The organism is Pseudovibrio sp. SCP20, assembly GCF_057774105.1.
This window is the reverse complement of the sequence record NZ_JBYMDH010000001.1, coordinates 1,257,105-1,274,098: the sequence shown is the minus strand read 5'-3', so window position 1 is coordinate 1,274,098 and position 16,994 is coordinate 1,257,105. Positions and strand designations below refer to the sequence as shown.

At 47.0% G+C, this 16,994-nt stretch carries 13 protein-coding genes and 1 tRNA gene; 1 reads left to right on the top strand and 13 read right to left on the bottom strand.

Features of this window, described 5'->3' with window-relative positions:
• Both nosZ and AC3CB2_RS05595 read right to left on the bottom strand, forming a co-directional pair.
• Positions 1-1,908 carry a TAT-dependent nitrous-oxide reductase gene (gene nosZ / locus AC3CB2_RS05600; RefSeq protein ID WP_008546345.1) on the bottom strand — a complete coding sequence of 636 codons (1,908 nt, stop codon included), beginning with the start codon at positions 1,906-1,908 and terminating at the stop codon, positions 1-3.
• Between the two features lie 35 nt (positions 1,909-1,943).
• Positions 1,944-4,145 (bottom strand): NosR/NirI family protein, encoded by a 2,202-nt coding sequence (locus AC3CB2_RS05595; protein WP_008546509.1) that lies wholly within the window; start codon positions 4,143-4,145, stop codon positions 1,944-1,946.
• 643 nt (positions 4,146-4,788) lie between these two features.
• Between AC3CB2_RS05595 and AC3CB2_RS05590 the strand changes: the two genes are divergently transcribed.
• A tRNA-Lys gene (locus AC3CB2_RS05590) sits at positions 4,789-4,864 on the top strand.
• Positions 4,865-5,145: 281 nt separating this feature from the next.
• Here AC3CB2_RS05590 and AC3CB2_RS05585 read toward each other — a convergent pair.
• From AC3CB2_RS05585 to AC3CB2_RS05535, 11 genes are all read right to left on the bottom strand, one after another.
• On the bottom strand, positions 5,146-5,922 hold the full coding sequence (locus tag AC3CB2_RS05585) for a heme acquisition protein HasA (protein WP_352930270.1): 777 nt from the start codon (positions 5,920-5,922) through the stop codon (positions 5,146-5,148).
• A gap of 101 nt (positions 5,923-6,023) precedes the next feature.
• Entirely contained in the window at positions 6,024-8,552 is a 2,529-nt protein-coding gene (locus AC3CB2_RS05580; RefSeq protein ID WP_352930272.1) for a TonB-dependent receptor, read from the bottom strand.
• 161 nt (positions 8,553-8,713) lie between these two features.
• The gene (locus tag AC3CB2_RS05575) at positions 8,714-9,709 is read right to left on the bottom strand and encodes a FecR family protein (RefSeq protein ID WP_352930274.1); all 996 of its coding nucleotides are present in this window, start codon (positions 9,707-9,709) and stop codon (positions 8,714-8,716) included.
• A 156-nt stretch (positions 9,710-9,865) separates the two neighbouring features.
• Positions 9,866-10,360 carry an RNA polymerase sigma factor gene (locus tag AC3CB2_RS05570; protein WP_352930276.1) on the bottom strand — a complete coding sequence of 165 codons (495 nt, stop codon included), beginning with the start codon at positions 10,358-10,360 and terminating at the stop codon, positions 9,866-9,868.
• A gap of 341 nt (positions 10,361-10,701) precedes the next feature.
• Positions 10,702-11,895 carry a cytochrome-c peroxidase gene (locus AC3CB2_RS05565; protein ID WP_352930278.1) on the bottom strand — a complete coding sequence of 398 codons (1,194 nt, stop codon included), beginning with the start codon at positions 11,893-11,895 and terminating at the stop codon, positions 10,702-10,704.
• A gap of 392 nt (positions 11,896-12,287) precedes the next feature.
• Positions 12,288-12,701 carry a YgiW/YdeI family stress tolerance OB fold protein gene (locus tag AC3CB2_RS05560; protein ID WP_352930280.1) on the bottom strand — a complete coding sequence of 138 codons (414 nt, stop codon included), beginning with the start codon at positions 12,699-12,701 and terminating at the stop codon, positions 12,288-12,290.
• Between the two features lie 284 nt (positions 12,702-12,985).
• Positions 12,986-13,495, bottom strand: coding sequence for a hypothetical protein (locus AC3CB2_RS05555; RefSeq protein WP_352930282.1), 510 nt, complete (start codon positions 13,493-13,495; stop codon positions 12,986-12,988).
• Between the two features lie 150 nt (positions 13,496-13,645).
• A complete protein-coding gene (locus AC3CB2_RS05550) occupies positions 13,646-13,993 on the bottom strand; it encodes a pseudoazurin (protein ID WP_352930284.1) in 348 nt (115 codons plus the stop codon).
• Between the two features lie 204 nt (positions 13,994-14,197).
• A complete protein-coding gene (locus AC3CB2_RS05545) occupies positions 14,198-15,040 on the bottom strand; it encodes a class I SAM-dependent methyltransferase (RefSeq protein WP_352930286.1) in 843 nt (280 codons plus the stop codon).
• Positions 15,041-15,263: 223 nt separating this feature from the next.
• Positions 15,264-16,301 carry a sensor histidine kinase gene (locus AC3CB2_RS05540; protein ID WP_352930288.1) on the bottom strand — a complete coding sequence of 346 codons (1,038 nt, stop codon included), beginning with the start codon at positions 16,299-16,301 and terminating at the stop codon, positions 15,264-15,266.
• Positions 16,298-16,966: a response regulator transcription factor gene (locus AC3CB2_RS05535; protein WP_352930290.1), complete on the bottom strand. Its 669-nt coding sequence runs from the start codon at positions 16,964-16,966 to the stop codon at positions 16,298-16,300. Before AC3CB2_RS05535 ends, AC3CB2_RS05540 begins: the two co-directional genes overlap by 4 nt.
• Between the last annotated feature and the right edge of the window lie 28 nt (positions 16,967-16,994).

The following is a 16,994-nucleotide window of genomic DNA, read 5'->3' as shown; positions in this document are numbered from 1 at the left end:
TTATGCGTCGCGTGGCTCAACGAACATACGACCGCGCATTTCCATGTGCAGTGCATGACAGAACCACTGGCAATAGAACCAGTGAACACCTGGACGCTCTGCGATAAAGGTTACGGAAGCAGTTGCCTGAGGCCCAATTTCCATTGCTACATTGTAGTTGGAAATACAGAAGCCGTGTGTCAGGTCATCGATGTCATCAATGTTGGTGACATAAACGGTAACTTCGTCGCCCTGCTTAACTGTGAACTTCTCAAGAGAGAAGGTTGGTGCAGCAGAGTGCATGTAAACACGAACTTTGTTGCCGTCGCGGATGACGTGTTCTGCTTCTTCCAGATCCACACCGTCAGCTTTAGCTTGTGCTACAGCATCAGCGAACATTGGGTCGTCACGCTGCCAGACAGATGCTGGGTTCACAACGGAGTTGTGTACGATGATGACGTCGTGCGGTTCTGCAAAGGTAGGACCATCGTGAACAATTTTCATTTCATCGCCAGAAATGTCGATCAGCTGTTCGTTTTCTGGTTTCAGAGGACCAACGTTCAGGAAGCGGTCTTTAGAGAACTTGTTCAGAGATACAAGCCACTTGCCGTCTGCTTCTGATGTTTCACCCATAGAGGTGTGGTTGTGACCTGGCTGGTATGCCACATCAATTTTTGAGTGAATTGGATCGACGTCTTCGCCTGCATACTGACGGATCGCTTTGTCGATGTCCCACTTAACCATCTGGCTGTCGAGGAACAGAGTGGTGTAAGCGAAGCCGCGGTTATCGAATGCAGTGTGGAGTGGGCCAAGACCCAGCTCTGGTTCAGCAACAACTGCGGAGCGTGGATCTGCACCGTCGAATACTGCGTCCAGTTTGGTCACGTCGATAACAGAAACTGTTGGAGACAGTTTACCGTTGATCATCAGGTGTTTTTTGTCTGGGCAGGTATTACAGCCGTGTGGGCTGTTTGGTACAGGGATGTACGCGGTGTACTTGGAGCCTTTACGGCCATCAAGAACTGGAACACCGTTCAGCATCTGGTAGTCGCCGTTTTTGACGCCTTCTTCGATGCGTTTGATGTTGAATACCACGCAGTGGTCCATTTCAGAGGCTGTCATTTCTGCCAGGTTTGTACCCATTTCTGAGTTGTAGCTGGTAGAAAATGCATATTTACCCTGATAGTCAGCGTCACAGTTGTCCAGGTTACCGGTTACGATGACCTGCCATGCAACTTCCATGGTATCACCATCGAGTGCAGTGAAGATGCAGCTGTACTTATCTGGCTCATCCAGGATTGTGCCGTCGTTTACGAGTGGAGCTTCATGCTCGCCGTTTGCGAAGACGTAGCCAGTACGTGGGTACTTCTGAGGACGCAGGCCGTGAATGTCGTGTGCGTTTGGAATTTCAGTGATCTTGTCACATTTCATAACGTCACAGCGTACACGTGCAACACGGGTGTTCGCTTTGTCGTTCATGAACAGGTAACGACCGTCATATGTACCTTCTGTGAAGGACATATGTGGGTGGTGAAGGTCACCGTTGTCGTAGTGTTCCATGCCATGTGCAGCCAAGAACTCTTTGGTTTCTGGCAGCATGTTTTCCTGCAGAATCTTCTTAGATTCGTTGGTCTGACCCCAACCGGTTGCAGAACAACGGTTGAATACAGGAATACGCATCAGTTCGCGCATGGATGGCAGACCCATAATGCGCAGTTCGCCGGTCTGACCTGATGACCAGAAGCCGTAGTACTCGTCCAGTTCACCTGGACCTACATGGTACTTGAGGCCGCCTTCAGCAGCGCGAGCTGGTGCGAAACCACCAGCGCCTGCTGCTGCAACGGCACCCAAACCAGCTACTGCAGCGGTCTTTGCGGTACCACCAAGCAGTGCGCGGCGTGAAAGGCCTGTTTCTTTTTTATCAGTCATGAAAGTCTCCCTTGATACTTTCGAGTTGATTTGGCTTAAGCCGGTTGTTTGACGGAAGTGCCCTTTTCCGTCTTTGAAATACCCGTCTGCGCTTCGAATTTCTTGCGTCGTGCAAGCTTCTTGATGCAGACCGGACATTTATCGTCGCTCTGATACAGAACCTGACAGTGCAGGCAGTTCAGGCATTCGTTTGGATTGATGTGACCTTCAGGGTGGATAGCTCCGACCATGCATTCTTTTTCACAGCGAGCGCATGGGTTGCCGCATTCCTTGTAACGCTTGAGCCAATCGAACATGCGTAGGCGTGCCGGAATGGCGAGAGCTGCTCCCAAAGGACAGAGGTAACGGCAGTAGAACCGCTCGATGAAGAGACCAGCTGCCAGAAGTGCTACTGCAAAGAGCACATATGGCCACCCGCGCTGGAACTTCAGGATAATGGCGGTTTTGAATGGTTCGACTTCAGCATAATGCTCAGCCACTGCCAGTGAGTAGAGAGAGAGACCAAACAGTCCCAAGAAGATCATGTACTTCAGAGCCCACAGGCGCTCATGGAGCCCCCATGGCAAGGTAACCTGTGGCACTTTGAAGAACTTCGCGATCCGGTTAGACAGTTCCTGCAGGGCGCCAAATGGGCAGAGCCAGCCACAATATGCGCCGCGACCCCAGAAGATGAGAGCTGCTGCAACTGCAAACCAAAGTAGGAAGACCAACGGATCCATCAGGAATGCGCTCCAGCTGAACTCTGTGGTCAGCGCTGAGAAGAGCGCCAGAACATTCACAACAGAGAGCTGCGCATTTTCCATCCAGCCGAGCCAGACCAAAACAAAGGTCAGGAAGCCGATGCGGAACCAGAAGGTGAATTTTTCAGACTTGGCGACCTGCATCTGGAAGAAGAAGACGCCGGTTAGGATTGTCAGAGCGACACCGAGGATCGCAATATCCACCTGACGGTCATTCCAGATACGTTGCCACAACTCAACGCGCTGTTCTTCAGCAGGAGCTGCAGCCGCACCCTCACCTGTACCTTCTGCTGCTACAGGCGCAACTTCCACCTTCTTCAGGTATTGCTGCGGCAACTGGTAGCCCAGATCAAAGGTCAGGAAGGTCTTTTCAATCGCGCCAATTTCGCGGTGAACCAAAAGCTGCAGACGGAACGGCTTGCTTGGATCAAAACCTGAATCTGCCGGAATTGTGAAGATGTCCAGTTCTTTGAATGTTGGAGCATCACCAGCATCAATAACATTCAAACGCTTATGTTGACGATCTTTGAAACGGACAGAAATATCGTTCTGGATCAACTGAATACGATCGAAGATACCACCACGAACATACCCAGTGCCTTTGAAGGAATACCGACCACGACCAAGCACCACTATGGCGTGGTCACCTTCCTTCATGCGTTTTTTGAGGTTGGCGTACTCTGCGTCTCCCAGGATGGTGCGACCAATAACCGGGACGTCAGCAAGGCCCATATACATATCAACATAAGGGTCAGTGTCAGGACCTTTTGCAGGGCGTTTGATGGCCTTCGGATTGCCTTGCTCAACAAAGGCAGCATTGATCTGACCCACATCAAGCGTGAGGCGGCGGAGTGAACCATCACCCGTTAGTGTCATCCAATCTGAGGCAGCAGTCTTGTCCGGGTCAATGACAAACTTTGGACCAGTGTCTGCCTCAGCGCCTTTAAGGCCGCCGATACCAAGGGTGCGTGCTACTTTCAAGCTCGCTCTCACAACAGAATCGTCGATCACCATGATGGTGACGGTTGCACCAGAAATAATGTCGAGCTCGTGAGCAGAACCACCCTGCTCCGCTTCTTTCTTAATATCGAGGCCAGCGTAGTTCTCGGTGACTTGCTTGATCTCGCTATCAGGGATACCGATAAGAACGATTGGTTCTGCGTGTTTTACCAGCTGCACGCTGGTGAGCATGCCATCTGGATCAATGCCAACCAATGTGTCGATTGGCTTACCAGAATATCCTGTGGTGGAGACCAGATCGGTGGTCAGAAAGACCCAGCCCAGCACTTCCTCCCCAGCCATTGCAGGTAGAACCGCGATGTCCTCGCGCAGTTCCCCATATCTGTCGGCTTTTGGGAAGAATTTGGTGACTTCAACTTTCTTAGAGAAATTGAGGACACGATTTGAAGAGTCCGACGCAGCTATCGCATAGTTCGACGCACTGAGAAAGAACGTAAAAATAAGAAGGAAGACAGTGCGCAACCTGAGAGCTCGCATTTCCGAGACACCTTATCTCGCATGAAAAATATATATTAAGTAGGTGCGCTTATTCGGGATGGAGTTCTTTGCGAAAAATCAAAAAGCGTTTTGCCCTCATTGATGAAAACCGTCATCTCCACAGTATTTAGATATTTCACAACTTTTGATTGATTTTGCAGATATGTGTCGCACTACTTGGTGTGATTTATCCGCTTAATTCATTGTTTTTATTTGGTATTATTTTAGACATCAAGATGCGTTGTCATGGGTTGAGATTACAATAAATGCAGTGAATATACGTAGGTAATCAGGTGTTTGGTTGTATTTATGCGTAGGAATCGGGACAATTTGACATAGGGAGAAAGTCGCGATGAGGAATGCTTTGAAGCTGATCTGCTCTCAATCGTCTGATTGGTGTGTTCAGGGCGATTCCGTGAGTTGAATGAGTTTTCACTTTTGTAATGGCTACATCATTCATATTTAAAGATCTCTTTGATACTGCAACGAATGCCAGCCCTCTTTGTGTTTGTGGCGATTGCTCTCAGGAGCGTCAAAAGGATTTTTCATGCACTGTGTGGAAAATGAAAAAAAGCTCTTGCGCTAAGCCCCTGCAATCCTTAGAAGACCCCTCACAGGCAGCGACCCAGCGGTCACCGCCCAAGAGCCCGTAGCTCAGCTGGTAGAGCAACTGACTTTTAATCAGTAGGTCCACGGTTCGAACCCGTGCGGGCTCACCATTTAACCTCATGGTATATAAAGAGGTTTAGCAAAGCTCCTTTCGGGAGCTTTTTGCTTTTGTGCCTTGTGTCAGCACTATGTAAGCAAATGAGAGCGTTTGAATTCCCATTTTCCCTCCTCTTTGCTCCTGCAAATACCTTTTCATCAGCTCAGTTAGAAACCCAAGCAGGCCCTTAATCGGTTCATGCAACAAGCAAAGCCACAAAAAATGCCCCACTGAACTGCTTCTCGATCTCAAGATCAGTTCAGTGAGGCTGCATTTGAGCCTATGCAAAAGGGCCTAGATGAAGAAGCTTTCGTCCAGACCTGAGGTGAAGCCTTCTACTGTGATCGTATCCGTTGTACCAGCAGCGGAAATGACAGCATTCCCAGGGTCGGAAGCGTAATCGATGATCAGATCATCAAACTCACCGACACCGTTCCAATTGCCAAGCACATCAATAACATCCCCTGCTGCAAGGTCCGTGATGACATCAGTGCCGGAACCTGAGCTGAAGACAAAGGTATCATTGCCGGCATTACCAGTCAGAGTGTCATCCCCCGTATAGCTTTGGATGGTGTCAGCACCAGAGCTGCCATTGATGATCAGATCATTGGCGTCAAGTTGAGCTTCCAGCGCAGTGGTGTTGTTGCTCATAAGACCGTAGACGACATTATGAACCGGATTACCGGAACCAGAGCCTGACAATCCTAAGCCAGAAATACTGATATCGTTTGTGGTGTGTACAAAGGAGTCAGAAGATGAATTGTAATCCAGACCATGTCCGAAGGAAACGCTATCAAGTGTTCCACTGAGTACATGGTTGATCAGGCTATAGGAGATATCGCCTGCAGATCCGGAGTCTACAATGAAGGATTGGGCATCATCGCTCACGAATGGAAGCAGCGCGGATCCATTTGTTGCAGCATAATTATTGCCATTAAAGTCGAATGGGTTTGAGGAGAAGTGTCCCCAACCTGAGCGATCAAAGTTTTGATTAAAGTCCGCAAAGTAAGCAGGCATGTTGATGCCGGTACCGTCATTGTTTGCATCGCTCAAATTGATAGTTACAGCCATGATATCCTCATCAGATGGTTGTTTGTTCTTTACAGAACGTTGAGAGGGATCGCAGATGCGATCGGTCAGGCTGGCTGGCAGAAAGCTGGCTGGCTAAGAAGTTAAAAAGTGAAGTTTAAAGCAGCCGTGATGGTAAGGCCCGGTGATGGAAATCCACCCGCAGTGAGCGCATCTACATATGCAATATCACCCAGATTGTTTACGTCAACCCGAAGCGTTGCATTCTCATTGAACTCATAGGAACCATAGAGATCAACGATGGTATAATCATCTGTTTCATAACCGCTAGCAAAGAAACCGAACTGACCATCAGGTTCAACATGTGTGACACGCCCACCCAATGTCAGCCTCTCATCCCAAAACCGAAGACCGGCATTTGCACTTAGCTTCGTTTTGGGAGCAACATTGAGCAAAATGACCCGATCCTTCGCGTCTCCAAACATTGTGTAGGGGTTATCGAATGAGAATGTGTCAGGTAGATCAATATAACTGCGATTGAAAGCAATTCCAGCGAAGAACCGACCAGCATCGTAAAGTGCCTCCAGTTCAAAACCCTGCGTTTTAAGTGGCTCATACAGGTTAGCGTACTGGTAGTAAGGTATCTGGTATTGAAACCCACCAAGATCAAATGTCACGCCAGCCACACTTGCTAGTGCTATGTAGTTTTCTACTTCACGGTTAAAGTAAGAGAGCTTGAGTCGAAGCCTGTCATTTTCAATAAACTGATCATCAAGCTGAATGTTCGCGCCTCCTTCCCAAGTTTTGGCTAGCTCTGCATTTAGCGATCCATTTGGCAGATATGGCAAACCACCGCCGGTATGTTCCCCACCCAGGAAGGTCTCCATTACTGTCGGCACACGATATCCCTCCGAGTATCTGCCAAAGAACTGCAGATTTTCAATTGGCGATATAGAAAGCCCAAAGGTTGGAGAGAACCTGTTTCCTGAGTTTGAGATAGATTGATCAACAACCGATGGAACACCAGTGAGGTCATACTCCAGCGCCCTAGAACTCCCCTTCAGATGAAACTGATCATAACGTAATCCGATATCTAGCTTGATCAGATCATTATAAGACAGTGCAAACTGGTTAAATGCGCTGAAAACACTTCGTTCACCGCTTGGGTCAGCTCCTATCCATAACCCATTTGGATCATCAGCTGGATTGTCGGGTACAGTTGTTGACTTACCCACATCACGAAAGGCTTCAACGCCGTAATTCCAGGATATCGTTAGCTTAGATAGATCAAATTCGCTTGTGTTTTGGAGGCTCCCTCCAAATGTGTTGAGCGCATGATCATTATCAAAGCCCCCTGCACCTGCCGTTCGCGGTAAACGGTACTGGTCATTTTGAGTGCGGTTTGCCCAAACCTTAGCCTCCAGATCAAACCAGTTGTCATCTGGTTGCCAGGTGTAAGTTGCTGTACCCGTGATATTGGAGATGTCGCTGTCATTTTGGAAATCACCACCAATCGTACTGTTGGTGAATGCATCATGAAAACCAAGTGCACCCAGTACGACTTCGTGATCATCTCCCAAACTGAGGTTCAACTTTGAGAGCCAGGATAATGTTTCAGAACCAGTAAAAACAATCGGTTGCCCGGCAGAGCTGTAAGTCAGGCTACCATTGCTACCAGAGTCGTACTTACCCAGATTTTTCTTACTTATACCGGCAGCAAAGCTGATGTTTTCTGTCAGTTTTACGCCAGCTGCAAGATTGCCGCTAAAATTATAAGCATTTGTGCCCGCAGCCAGTTTTCCTTCAATGCCATAGGACTTGCCAGACTTTATCAAATCAGATGCTTCAATGGTGCGGAAGTTAACGACACCACCCATGGCCCCTGCACCGCCAACACCGGATATGGCACTTTTTTCAATCTCAACTTGTTTTACAAAAGTTGGATCAATGTAAAAACGTCCAACCTCGTCGTGCCCAGCTTTCTGGAAGTTCTGACGAGCACCATCAATCATGACGTTCACTCGGTTCTGATCCTGAAGACCACGAATGTTAATGCTAATACCCGGATCCTGCGGATTATCCGCTACGTTTACTCCCGGGACGCCTACAAATAGATCAGCAGCGCCGCGAGCATTGGAGTTTTTAATTTCATCGCGCCCGACAACGCTAATGGCCCGTGGTGTTTCATAAACCCACTCAGGTGCCCCCTGCCACCCTGCGGCATCTCCTGAGGAGGCAGTCACAATTACAGGCAGCAAGGATGGGTCACCATCACCAGCTGAAACTGTATTCTGCAGAGAGGAGATGATAATGATGCCGGATGGATCAATCTCATAAACCAACCCCGTACCATCCAGCAGAACATCCAGCGCACCTTGAGCTGTCATCAGTTCTTTAAAGCCAGATACGTTGATGCCTTTTATGTTCTGCGCGTTCACTGAAAGCCGTATGCCTGCCTGTTGTCCAACCTGCAAAAGAGCAGCAGATAAAGACCCGGCAGGTATATTGAACGCAACTTGTTTTGAAAGCTCAGATCGACTTGCTTCTGATTGCGCATAAGCTGCTGGCAACGTCAAACACGTCGTTTGAAACAGTGCTACAAGTAATAAGCTCGCTAGTCTTTTTGTGGGACGCCCCCCTAAGCGCAACCCCACTTGGTTCCCCATATCCATTCTTAAATCACTTCCAAGTCGTCATCAATTTGTCAGTAGATAGAACCTGCAGTCCCAACTTCTTTTAGGAGACGATCCGGAGAACTTTATTTTCTGAGAAAAATACTCATATTTTTGCAGGCAGATGACAAAAACACAAATAACGCACTATTATCAACATGTTATATCTTTGAGATTGTGATAAAGAAATCAAAATCTCTCAGCTTAACCGTATGAGCTGCGACGATGGCATCCAGACTTTGTCGGGGTTTACTCAAGTCAAATACCCCTGTCACACGTTTGCTGTTGATACGAGGATCGAGCACCAAAACCGGCGTCTTCATGAAACGGCGCAGCTTAAACAGAACTTCTTCAAAGCTCTGGTCATCGACATAAAGCTTACCTCTTTGCCACGCAGCGATGTATTCCGCATTCTGTGATCGAATATCAGGATGCCTATCCTCATGCATCCTGGCCCAATCTGCATCTCTTAACTCTATGACTTCATTCACATCAGAGCTTCCGGCAACCTGTACATGCCCATGTTCGACGCCGACAGACACGGCAGAAAGGCCTTTGTTTACATTAAAGCGTGTGCCAAGCACTTTTGTTGTCGTATCGCCAGCTGTGACAACAAATGGCCGTTCCTCATCTCGGGCCACATCAAAGAGAGCTTCCCCTCTCAGAAGGCTCACTTTTCGCTCTTCATCTGTAAAATCCAAATTAATCGCTGAGTAGGCTGAAAGGTAGATTGTCGAACCATCTTCAAGTTCAACTTCCTTTGTCTGTGCCACTTCAGTTTTATGATCTGCATAGAGCCAAACCGTCAAATGTTGAGGAACGGTCAGACCTATGTAGAGCAGCAGAAGAAAAGAGAAGCCAGCAGCAAAAAACATTTTTGAGCGTGCAAAGAAATTCTGAAAGGCAAAGGCTGGCTCGACATCAATCCCCTGCTTCGAGCCCTGTTCAGTACTGCTAAGTTCAAGCTGCCCCAGTACTTCGGATGTTTGACTAACCTTAAGCCATGCCTCCTGATGAGTTGGATCTTGAAGAAACCAGTCATCAAACTCTTCCCAAAGCTTCAAATCCTCAGGATACTCTTCCAAAAGGATGAACCAACTGATTGCAGCATCTTCAACGGAAGACGATATTTCTTTTCTGAAATCTGCAAGTGTCATTGGCTTAATCCTGAAGTAGTCGCTGAGTTCGGGACGGCTATGATGCTGTTCATCTTGAGAAGAGACGTTTGAAGGACAGTCTTTTTCGCAAAAAAATCAATTTTGAACCAAATATGTTTTGCGCAATAACTTGTGTACTTTACCTCATTAAAGATCCTACTTCTTTGCATTGAGGACCCTCATGCAATGCTTGATACCTCGGTGCAAATGATCATGTGTCTGTGTCACAGAAAGATTTAAGCTACTCGCAATCTCTCTCAGTTTGAGCCCTTCTAACCGATGCATCTCGACAACTCTTCGCGTGATTTCCGGCAGCTCCGCAAGAGCGGTCAACACCAGCTCAAGTTCTTGCTTTTGGGCCAAAGCACTCTCTTGAGTGGGGTTCTGTTCCACAAATGAAGCGACCGGTGTTTCGTGATCAAAACGTTGAAGCTCGCGTTGTTGCTTGCGTAAATGATCGATGGAGAGATTATGAACAATCCGACGCAAATAACTCTCTGCGTTATTGGGAGACTTGGCATCGAAACGCAAAAACGCTTCCTGCACAATATCCTCACTTAGTGCCCAATCTTTGGTAATCGATGCCGCATACCGGACCAATATCTCATAGCTTTTGATATGAACCTGGACGCGTTGTTGTGATTTGGTCACTAACCGGTGCCGTTACTTTTGCGAGTACTGGATAATTTAACAACCGGAATATCTTTAATATGAATATAATAGTCAAGATTTAAATGCATGATTTAATCACCTCAAAGGTTCTGATCAAAATTCCATAAAGCTCCTTACACCTGTTCTACTCTTCTTCCTCAATACGAAAAATCGCCATCCGTCGCTTGCAAAACAAACAAGAGACTGACAGTTCAAAATACAGATCATAGACTGAGAACTCTTTTTAAGATTGGCGGTTACTGCGAGGATGTGTGCACGATGGCAATAAAAAAGCCCCGCAAGTGATTGCGAGGCCTATGAAGAAAAAATGAAGTTTCGTCTTACTCTTTTTCCAGTAGATGCTCGTAACGTTCATCTGTGAGCGTTTTCATGAAAGCAACCAGTGCGTTGATGCGTTTGTCATCCAGTGCAGGACCGGTGGTCAGTTCCTTCACGTCCAGCGTTGCTGGCACTTCAGGTGCACCCCATGGCTTGCCTGTTTCCGGGTTGATCTGAGCAGATTTCTTTCGCGAATTGTAGCGGTTATAGAACTGAACAACCGTTTTGAGATCCTTGAACACGCCGTTGTGCATGTAAGGCCCTGTAACTGCCACGTTGCGCAAGGTAGAAGTTTTAAACTTACCATCCCAGAACTTGTCATCAACAGCTGGATTTGCCAGCAAGCCGTGGTCAACCGTACCAGCTGGAGAACCATTGGCTGCGCGCACAGCTTTGTTCACCGGCACACCAATGTTGAAGTACTGGTAGTTGGTGAAGGTTTCCCCTTCAGAGCCCGGCACCTTCTTGAGCTGGTGGCAGACATTACAGTTGGTGAACTGAGGAGAGAAGAACAGAATGCGTCCCAGTTCTTCTTGTGGGCTTAGCTCTATCTCACCACGCAGGAAGCGGTCATACTTGGAATCAAACGGCGCGAAAGTCTCAGTACGCTCAAAGGCTGCGATTGCTTTGGTCATGGCGACATAAGCTTCTTCGTCGCTTTCGAAAATGCTTTCGCCAAAGAGCTGCTTGAAGGTTGCTATGTAATCGTCGTTTTCCTTGATACGCTCGACAACAGAAGCTTTGCTTGGCATGCCCATTTCGATTGGGTTCAGCGGTGGTCCGCCAGCCTGACCTTCAAGGTCTTTCTCCCGACCATCCCAGAACTGGCCGCCGACGAACTTACCCTCTTTGGTTTTATGGAAGTTGGGGCTGAATGCGGCATATCCGGCTGATGGCGCATTGCGGTCACCAATAGATTCTCCATCATCGCCTAAGGAAACAGCCGTGCTGACTGGCGCGTCGAAGCCGTTATCTCTTGGGTCCGCAAAACCAGTCTCTGGTGTGTGGCATGTAGCGCAAGACATGGTGCGGTTCTTTGACAGGTTGAAGTCAAAGAATAACTGATTGCCGAGGTTTTCCAGCTGTGAAAGGTTTTTTGATGAAACGTCGGCGTCCTGCGCATAACTCGCTGAAATTACGAGGCAACCAGCAAGGCTAAGCAGGGCAAAGCCCGATTTTTGATAGAAACTACGCATTCTATGAACTCATTTTGCGACTGCGTCTCATTTACATTTCCTTGTAGTGAGCTTCAATTGAAAAGTTGAGGAAAGGAGTAGGAATATAGGTTGAGGTGTATAGAGGGCTCTGCTGCCAAAATTGTCAGCAGCATCGATGAGACATCATTTAAGCTTGGTCTGGTGCTTTCAGAGGCCGTTATTTCAGTGATGAACCGGTGGTACGGCGGTTCGCTGGTATTACAGATATGGCATCAGCTATCGTGACTCCAAAAACTTGGAAAAGCCCGAGGCAGTTGACACCGATAAGGCTCCCACATGTGGTACGGCTGTTTCTCAAAGGATGTTCTGGATGAGGCCCGCTTGGTTGAGCGGGCCTTTAAAATTGGGGCTAGTGCTTTGACTATGCAAACCTACTGGACAATCTGGATGCTGTGGGCGCGTATGCTTGGGGTCCCGATCCAGCCTTCAACTTCGCCAAAGACGCGAACCATGTCTGATGCTGAAACGGTTAGAGGGTTTTGCCGTTCATGATCATCGACATGTAGTGTGATTACGCCAGAACCATCATCAAAGACAAATGAACTGTCGTCAATCTGTCGAGTAAGCTTGCCTTCAAGAACGACACTGTCGTCTTTAAAAGGGTTCAAGTTGGTAGATAGCGTGGAAACTTTCGCAACAGCTACCGGTCCGGTGTACTGAATTGCAGCCCTTTCATTGCTGTCACCATACTCACTGCGATAATCATCCGCCATAACTGCAAACGGGCTTACGAGGGTCACAGCAGTTGTTGCTGCAATAATAGATAGCTTCATGCTTGTTTTCATGTTGTCTTCCTCTCTTCTTCTTGAAGGCCAGGAAACACACCAAGCTGAACTCTGTCTGAAGCGGAGCTAATGACTTTGGGTAAGCCAGTCGAAAGGTATCGTTTGTTTTCCTGTAAAGTTTCTTGCTGACTGAAACCGTGATGATATCTGGGCCACAAGCGGACTTTCAAGCAGTTCTAGCGAGGTTGATGTTTTCTGCATGATGGCGTTTCGAGTACTCTACTGGGCATCAATTGGTTTGCTTTGAGCAAAGCAATTGGCTGACTTCGCTCAAAGCATGTACGTTAATCAAGTACGATATTATTTGGTTTTGGGGGAACAGCAGGAATGGCGATATAGTCAAACCCTTCCTTGGCATGACATGCTGTACATTCTGTGCTTGTGATGGCAACAGCTTCTGCAAATACTTCGAAATCTTTTGTTTTGACTGCCTTGTATAGTTCTCCGAAAACGTTTGCTTTAAAGGTATCAATAGAGGGTCCACGCTTTGGACGCGCATTTGCTACTCGGCCAATCATCTTCTCCATGGAATCAATTTGATACTCTGCAAACTCCCACTTCTGTTGCTTGCCTGCCCAATACATACTCTGCAAGCGATAAGCGATTTCTGGCATCCAGTGGTGTGTTCCCGGTGTTACCTTGACCAAGGCTTTTAGTTGTTCTTCGGAGGTCCCTGTTTTTCTCCAGTCTTCGACATTTTTCGAGTGTTCTTGATAGTTTGAAGAATAGACGCTACCGGATGCCATTATGAGGAGTGTAAGAGTAGATATACCAAGAAATGATTTTACTTTCATGCTCAACCTCAACGTTTTTCTGTGTTGAAAATAGGCGTCGTGAGGCATCAGGAAGATCTATTAGACTGACGGTTTCCAAAACACCTCACTTGAAGCACAAGTATTTTTCTCACTTTAAGGCAGATTTAAATGCAGCTAACGAGTTTACTTTTATGGGATCTGCGCAAAGAGGCTGTCGAAAACATCTTCTGCTGCGGCAGGAACTCGTGAGTTTTTTGCCTGCTGAAGATTGGTAGGCTGATCTCCAACAACAATCAGGCCCACTATTCCTTTCCCAAAATGCGGGAGGCATTTATAACCGTATACACCCTTCACAGTCAGCGTAAGGTCGTAGGTTTCTTTTAGCTTACTGCGCCAGGGTAGAGCTCCTTCAGGCAACATGTCAGCTATAGATTCTGTATTGTGTTTACCACTCACATTCACAAATCGAACTGTATCGCCTACCTCAATTTCCAAATATGCCGGATTGAAAAAAATTCCGATCCATTTCCACCACATGAACTGTCCCTGCAAATGAAACACCTATAGAACAAGCCAGAGTAGAGAGGGCAAGTAACAGGGTAAATAGAGCTTGTCTTTTCATGATTATATTCTCAATTTTAGATTTTCTTTTTGGGTGAAGAGAAAACGCATTCGAGATTTGCAGCCGCATCCGCTCACAAATCTGTATCTAGGCGCTGCTGTTGAAGGCTGCTTTATTGCTTAAACACCCAGTAATCTTCTGAGTTGATTTGCTTGGTTTTCTATAATGGCTCGACGATTGCCAAACTTGAGAATGGCAAGTTGCTCTTTGAGAATTGAGCTTCCGTTTCTCAGTAACTTTACAATGCGATTTTGTGCCGATGTGTTTGAGCCCTGAAGATTGAGACTGAAAGCATCAAAGTTATATTGGGCGTTGCTTTCATTTGGCTCAATTATGAAAGGCGCGCATTTGGTAAAGTAAATGCTAGTGTCAGAAGTTGCATAAACAGGCATTAACCCTGCTTTGGCAGCTGTTGCCCTCAAGGTGTGGCCGTCAAAGTTATAGATATGGCCGAAGTGAAAAATGTTCCCGGGTGACTTGGAGCGGCAGTACTCTTGAAAGTTCGGAACTTCAATATGAAGGACTGAACCGTCATGCATCATGTTGCGTACACGTGCTAGCTCCTGAACTGGATGCGCCATGTGCTCAAGAACATGGTTCAGACGAATAAAATCAAATTTCTGAGTAGTTTCAAAATCTTCAAGCTGCCCAGTGATGACTGGGATGCCAAACATCTGGCGCACATACTTCGCGTAAGTCTGTGTAGGTTCCACCGCGATGACTTCCTTGTTCAGCCTAGCCATGAGCGCACAAAACTCTCCACTTCCAGCTCCCACATCAAGAACTGTTGCAGCTTGTTGGTACACCGCTGGGAAACAAGAAATTTGCTCGATTATTCGTCGCGAGTAGCGATAATGATGGCGTCTCTTTGGGATATCCGTGTTTTTGTAGGAGCGGCGATACTCATGACTGTAGAAGGTTTGTGTTTCAGCATTTGTCGGCAATGGATAGTTAAAAACCATCCCACATGATCGACAGCAATAGGTCTCTAATGGAGCACCGTGTCTGTCTTTAGAACTTATTAGTTCACCTTTGTGCTCACCACATAACGGACAGTTTACAAACCACATATGATCTCCAGTTCCATTTGGCGGTGTTCCTGACCGCACATTCCTGAACTGAAGGCTCTATGAGCTGAATTTTAAGAGGGTTTTAAATGAAGTTTACGAATGTATATTGGGACTATTAACTCGAAAATCCCTTCTGCTTTAAAACAAAATCGACATGAAACACGGATCCACCAGACAGATTGTCGAGGATCGAAATTTCTGCTCCACATCGTGTTGTGATGTCTTTAACGATCGCTAATCCTAACCCTGTACCTTGCGTTGTACTTTCCGGAAGACGCCAGAAACGTTGAAAAACTTTATCTTTGTAATGGTTGGGAATACCTGGCCCTTGGTCAACCACTTCCAGACTGCCACTTGCCTTAACGCGAACGCAAATACCAGTATTGGAGTGGCTCACGGCAAGGGCATTCTCTACCAGGTTCCGTAGCAGATCACTGATAAGGGCTTGCTCACCATGAACGATGACAGGCTCAGAGCTTTTTTCAAGGGAAACAGATACATTCTTGCGGGTTGCTAGAGGCGCAATGTATGAAAGCACTGAGACAGCAACCTCGTTTAATTCAGTGTAAACTTGATGTTCTTGAAAACGAGTTTCCAACCGAGAGATTGCGAGTATTTGATCTACCGATCTAGCCATACGCTCCAGGTCAGCTCTTAAAATCAAAATCCGTGGTGTTTGCTCCAGTTCCTCAAGTCCAGCCCCCAGCACTTGAAGTGGTGTTCTCAACTCGTGAGCCACGTTCTCTGTAAAATGACGTTGTTCTATGAAACCTTCTTCGATGCTAGAAAGCATGTTGTTTATTGCTCCGACCAAGGGGGAGATCTCTGAGGGTAAATCAGCTGTTGGAAGACGCTGATGAAGGGATTTCGGGCGAATTTGGGCGGCGAGTGATGAAATCTGACGGAGTGGAAGCAAACTGCGCCTCAATGTAAGAGCGATCACTCCTAAAGACGTGAGCATCATAGCCGGAATGACCCAACCAACATTTGAGAAGAACTCCAGAAAAGCCCGCTGATGTGTACTTGTCTGCGCCGGATCATGCATAATAAATAAATGAACCCACAACCATATGACCATCACAAAAAATGACAGAACCAATACTGCACTAAGGCGTATTATGAGTTTCAGTTCTAAGGAGTGTGAGTACTTCATAGGCTCTCCAACATGTAGCCCAAGCCACGAAATGTATGAACTTCCAGTCCCGCGTTCAGCTGTTTAAATTTACGCCGAAGGTTATGGATATGAACTGGTATTGTGTTGGATTCAGGGATCTCTAATCCATAGACTTTGTCCAGTAAATCTTCTTTGGTAACCACATGTCCACGGTTCCGAATGAGATTTTCCAGAACCAGAAGCTCATGTCGTGGAAGGGGAAGTGGAACGCCATTCACAGTTGCTGTACGAGCATTATAATCAAAAGTCAGTTGTCCGACTGTTTCCAGTTTTCCAAAAGCAGAACCTGGTCGGCGCAAGAGTGCACGCATTCTTGCAACCAACTCTGACAAGGCGAAAGGCTTGATCAGATAATCATCCGCACCAGATTCCAACCCATCAATACGGTCTTCAATCGCATCACGTGCTGTAAGCATGAGGATTGGTATATCACTCCCCTTACTTCGAAGGGAGGCGACAAATTGAATGGCATCGCCATCAGGCAACATTCTGTCTGCGATAATTGCGTCAAACACTTCGGTTTTCGTCAATAAAACGGCATCTTCAATACAGCAACACCGATCTACAGAGTAGGCCGCCGTAACGAGGGCTTTTTCAATCTGCTCAGCAATCCGGGTTTCATCTTCGAGCACCAATATACGCATTCAAGTCTCATATCGTTCAAAGAGCTTC